This window comes from Algibacter sp. L4_22 (assembly GCF_023473045.1).
GTDB lineage: Bacteria > Bacteroidota > Bacteroidia > Flavobacteriales > Flavobacteriaceae > Algibacter.
Genome location: NZ_JAMCOK010000054.1, coordinates 1 through 881, shown reverse-complemented (window position 1 = coordinate 881; position 881 = coordinate 1). Strand labels below are relative to the sequence as shown.

Annotated in this window: 1 protein-coding gene; it reads left to right on the top strand. The window is 40.1% G+C overall.

Translation table 11 applies throughout. The annotated features are described in order from the left end of the window. Nucleotides 1–881, top strand: an 881-nt coding sequence (locus M4I23_RS19560; RefSeq protein ID WP_249755535.1) for a hypothetical protein, incomplete at both ends; no start/stop codon positions are given.

Below are 881 nucleotides of genomic sequence, written 5' to 3'. Positions count from 1 at the left end.
AATTTGCTGATTTTTGCTGAGTTAGTACTGGCTGCAGATAAAGTCCTAATTGTTGGTGATTTTAATATCCATGTAGACAATGAAAAAGACGCATTGGGATTGGCATTTAGAGACATTCTAAACTCTATTGGAGTAAGGCAACACGTGTCAGGACCCACTCATCGCCGTAATCATACGTTAGACCTAATACTGTCACATGGAATAAATGTTGATACCATTGAAATTCTGCAGCAGAGCGATGACATCTCAGATCATTACCTAGTATCATGTACACTTAATTTAGCAAAGGCTGCAAAGCCGTCCCCTCGCTTCAAATATGGCAGGACTATCACTGCTGCGACTAAAGATTTCTTTGTAAATAATCTTCCTCATCAGTTTCATCTCCTCAGCATCCCAGATAGCCTAGAGGAACTCGATGTTGCAACAGAAACTATTGACTCTCTCTTTTCCAGCACTTTAGACACAGTTGCTCCCCGGCGCTTAAAGAAGATTAAAGAAAATAGTCCAACGCCGTGGTACAACGAGCACACCCGGGCCCTTAAAACAGCAGCCAGAAAAATGGAGCGCAGCTGGAAGAAAACAAAACTAGAAGTTTTTCGCATTTCGTGGAAAGAGAGCATGATTGCATACAGAAAGGCCCTAAAAACTGCTAGATCTGCTTATTTCTCGACTCTCTTAGAAGAAAACAAACACAACCCTAGGTATTTATTCGATACAGTGGCTAAATTAACCAAAGATAAAGCTTCACCTTCTGATGTTTGTAAACAGCACAGCAGTAATGACTTTATGAACTTCTTTACCTGTAAGATTGATAATATTAGGAAAAAAATTATAACCATGCAGCCGTCTACTACAGTATCACATCAGACAGTGCATTGTAG